This is a genomic window from Faecalicoccus sp. (assembly GCF_036552745.1).
In the GTDB taxonomy this organism is placed as follows: domain Bacteria; phylum Bacillota_I; class Bacilli_A; order Erysipelotrichales; family Erysipelotrichaceae; genus Faecalicoccus.
This window is the reverse complement of sequence record NZ_JAXKBY010000014.1, coordinates 1-3,277: the sequence shown is the minus strand read 5'-3', so window position 1 is coordinate 3,277 and position 3,277 is coordinate 1. Positions and strand designations below refer to the sequence as shown.

At 35.7% G+C, this 3,277-nt stretch carries 3 protein-coding genes; all 3 read right to left on the bottom strand.

Annotation, left to right across the window (positions count from 1 at the left end; all coding sequences use genetic code 11):
* Positions 1-355, bottom strand: a 355-nt coding sequence (locus U0M88_RS00645; RefSeq protein ID WP_331868593.1) for a TolC family protein, incomplete at its 3' end; no start/stop codon positions are given.
* Positions 356-743: 388 nt separating this feature from the next.
* Positions 744-1,913, bottom strand: a complete 1,170-nt coding sequence (locus U0M88_RS00640) for a 6-bladed beta-propeller (RefSeq protein ID WP_331868592.1) — start codon at positions 1,911-1,913, stop codon at positions 744-746.
* Between the two features lie 20 nt (positions 1,914-1,933).
* Entirely contained in the window at positions 1,934-3,100 is a 1,167-nt protein-coding gene (locus tag U0M88_RS00635; RefSeq protein WP_331868591.1) for a 6-bladed beta-propeller, read from the bottom strand.
* Positions 3,101-3,277 lie beyond the last annotated feature (177 nt).

Here is a 3,277-nt window from a genome sequence, read left to right as displayed (position 1 = left end):
GAATATCCAGATGCTGAAGGTCATTGATGGCACCCACCGTTTGCTGTACCACCGGCAATTGGGCCAAACCGCCCAACGAAGAAGCCAGCGAACTCGACAACTGCCCCATATCCAGCAGATTCAGGTCCTTCTGATTCCACATATAAGCACCATTGGCCGAAATCTGAGGGAAATACTTGGTCAGCGCCGCCTTCTTTTCATAATCGGCCATCCGTATCTTCTCCTCGGCAATCCGCAGTTCTTTGTTGTTCTTCACCGCCAGATCCCGGCATTCCTGCAACGACAGGGTTTGCTGGGCGGAAACCATCTTTCCAAATAGCAGCAACAACACACCGCACAAAACGCTTTTTCTCATTTCTATCTGTTTTTATCTTTCTTTTCTAACCTATATAAATATAACAATGCACAAAGGTAGAGGTTTTAGAAATGAGTATAAATTGAATTAATTCAATTAAGTACGGATAAAGCTGTATCTTTAATAAGTTTAGACTTTCCGATTCATCTGCGTCCATAAATGACAACAATGGACTGGAGTTTTTTTCTTTACAAGGCATTATATAAGTCTATAATATCTGTAAATTTCATGCTGCATAAATATATCTTTCTCTAAGATAATCTTCCTAAAGTATATTTCATAATATCAGAGTTTAGTTTTTTTACAGTAAAGTTGAAAATACTTTTGTTTTCATAAGCGATAAATATTATTCAGAAAGTTGTGACTTATGTTTATAGTTACCTTCTTCTTATTTGAATGTCAAGATCCGGACAACCTGATTGTCGTCTTCCAATAAATTCTTGGCGACTTCGTTTCCATTCCCCTTCAATCGTTTCTTTTGATAGGCTTCCAGCATGGCAGGAGCAGAAACAAATTCGGCTGACATATTCTTAGCTATGGCCGTACCCGAACCGGAATCCCATTCCCGAGGTCCACGGATACCATAATTTAATTCATGATCTATAATCGAAACTCTCTTTACCTGACCTGTTTTAAAGTCATACATAAATTTAGGAATCTTTCCTCCAGTACTATTAAAGTCTATGACAAATGTACCAAACAGCATGAATTTATCTGTAGTTAATAAAGGCATCCAGATATTTCTTAACTTGGAAGCATAAACTGATGGTGTACGAGTAAATATAGGTGTCAGCCTTTTTTGTGGCGATAATTTGTATAAAGTATCAGATGATACATTCATCAGCATCAAATCATCTCCAAAACGTGCATTACTGGGATAGGAAAACTTATACGGTCTCCACATATTCCCTTCTTGTTGAGCAATAGCAAGCGGCACTCTTTGTGGAAAGTAAATATCTAAAGTTCCCATTGGGCTTCCATCTTTTTTAGATATAAAACGATATGGTGTATGAGTCGTTTCCTTTTCCCGTCTCGGTTCTATTATAATATCATCATAAATAAGCAGAGACTGATCATCGTAATTAAAAATACTCATATCATGATCAAAACAATTTATCTTCAGTGTTCGCTTATATTTTCCTTCCAATGAATAGACTTGGATAAATTGGGAGCAAACATAGATTTCTTCCGCTTTCTCATCCAAAATTGTCCCATTCTTGATCCATGTATATTCCATTCCGCTTCCTCCTTTATGGTTAAAATGAGATTTCAACTTTCCGGTGTGTCGGTCGAACAAGTAAATATCTCCTAATTGAAACTCATGAACCAAGATATATTTGTCGCCAACTGCCGAAAGTGCAGCATTTCCACTTAATAGAATATCATCCGTTGTTTCCAGCGGAACATATTCTACTGAAGCCATATCCTGAAGATTCAGTTTCTCCAATGGATAGTTCTTAGATACATCAACTACCGGCAAACTACCAGATTGTGATTGCATTCCTTGGCTTCCTGCCAACAGAAGCATGCAAACGAGGAAAAATACTTTTGTTTTCATAATCGTATCATTTTGATATTTCACTTCTTCGGCTTCACCAACATAATCACCCGGTTATCATCTTCACCCAATTTTGCGGCGATATCCTTCAGTTTGCCTTTCAACTTTCCTTCTTTATAATCTTTGCAGAGATCGAAAGCATCAATTGTAGCCCATAATTCGCCTTTGGCATTTATAGGAGTGAACATAACCATATATAATTCCCTTTTATAGGAATAATCGCCATTGTATATGATGTAACTGAAAAAATCCTTTTCCTGGGTATCATACATAAAATACGTTCTCGGAAATCCTTCTTCTTTTCTAAAGTCGTACACATTCTTTACGCTTTCCATGAAATAATAACGATCGGAAATTAGCCTTAAAATCAGGAATAATTCTGGATCCAAGGTATGAACAGGCGGTGTCTTTGCTATAAACGGACGCAAACTGAAGTCGGGCATTAAAGTATAGATCGTATCTGAAGAAGGTTCTAACAGAATCCAATTGTTATTATAAGGAATTATTCTACTATAATTTCCTGGTCCAGCTGATCTTGTATTTCCTTCAAGTCTTAAAATTTGAATAAATAGATTTTTCTCTTTAAAGGGAACTTTAATCTCTTTGGTTATACTTCCGTTTTGTTTCGATATAAGTAGAAACGGTATTTCATCATTACATATATCGTAACAAATCAGATTCTCTTTATCATAATTGAATATTCCCCAATAAAACTGAGAATTACCTTTATCATTCTGCTTAAAACTCCGTTTAAAATTTCCTTCTAAATCATAAACTTCTATTCTTTTTGCATGGTGATCATTTACAAACAGTTCATCGTTTTCTTCATCTAATGTAATACCACTAAATGATATGTATTCTTCTGCTCCTTGTCCTTTACGGTTTATCTTACGAATGGCTTTCCCTTTCCGGTTGTACACAAAAATATCACCATCCTTCCTATAATTTGAGACTATTATATATTTTTCTCCAACAGCCTGTACATACCCTTGGTTAACAAACTCATCGTTTGTTTCCAACGGAATGTATTCAACATCCATAAAGTCCTGAAGAACCAGTTCTTTTTTAGGTGAATAACTGCTTTTGGTTACATCAACTGTTATAAAACCATCAGTCGATGTATTGTCACTTCCGCAACTTGTCATTACAAGCAGAAGGATTGTCTCGATAAAGATTAATGTTTTCATAAGCGAGAGATTATAGGTATTTAAAATTCAATCAGTTCTTTTTATGCTTTTATTCCCGCATTTTTATCCTTTTCTCGTTACATTTCATATTTTTGACATATGTCGAAAAGCTTTACCACATTTGTCAAAAAGCTTTAGCACATATATGGAAAAGCTTTACGACTACTGTCAAAAAAT

Bases quoted from the DNA above. Each gene is read 5' to 3' on its own strand.
- U0M88_RS00635 (WP_331868591.1), bottom strand. From the start codon at position 3,100: ATGAAAACATTAATCTTTATCGAGACAATCCTTCTGCTTGTAATGACA.
- U0M88_RS00640 (WP_331868592.1), bottom strand. From the start codon at position 1,913: ATGAAAACAAAAGTATTTTTCCTCGTTTGCATGCTTCTGTTGGCAGGA.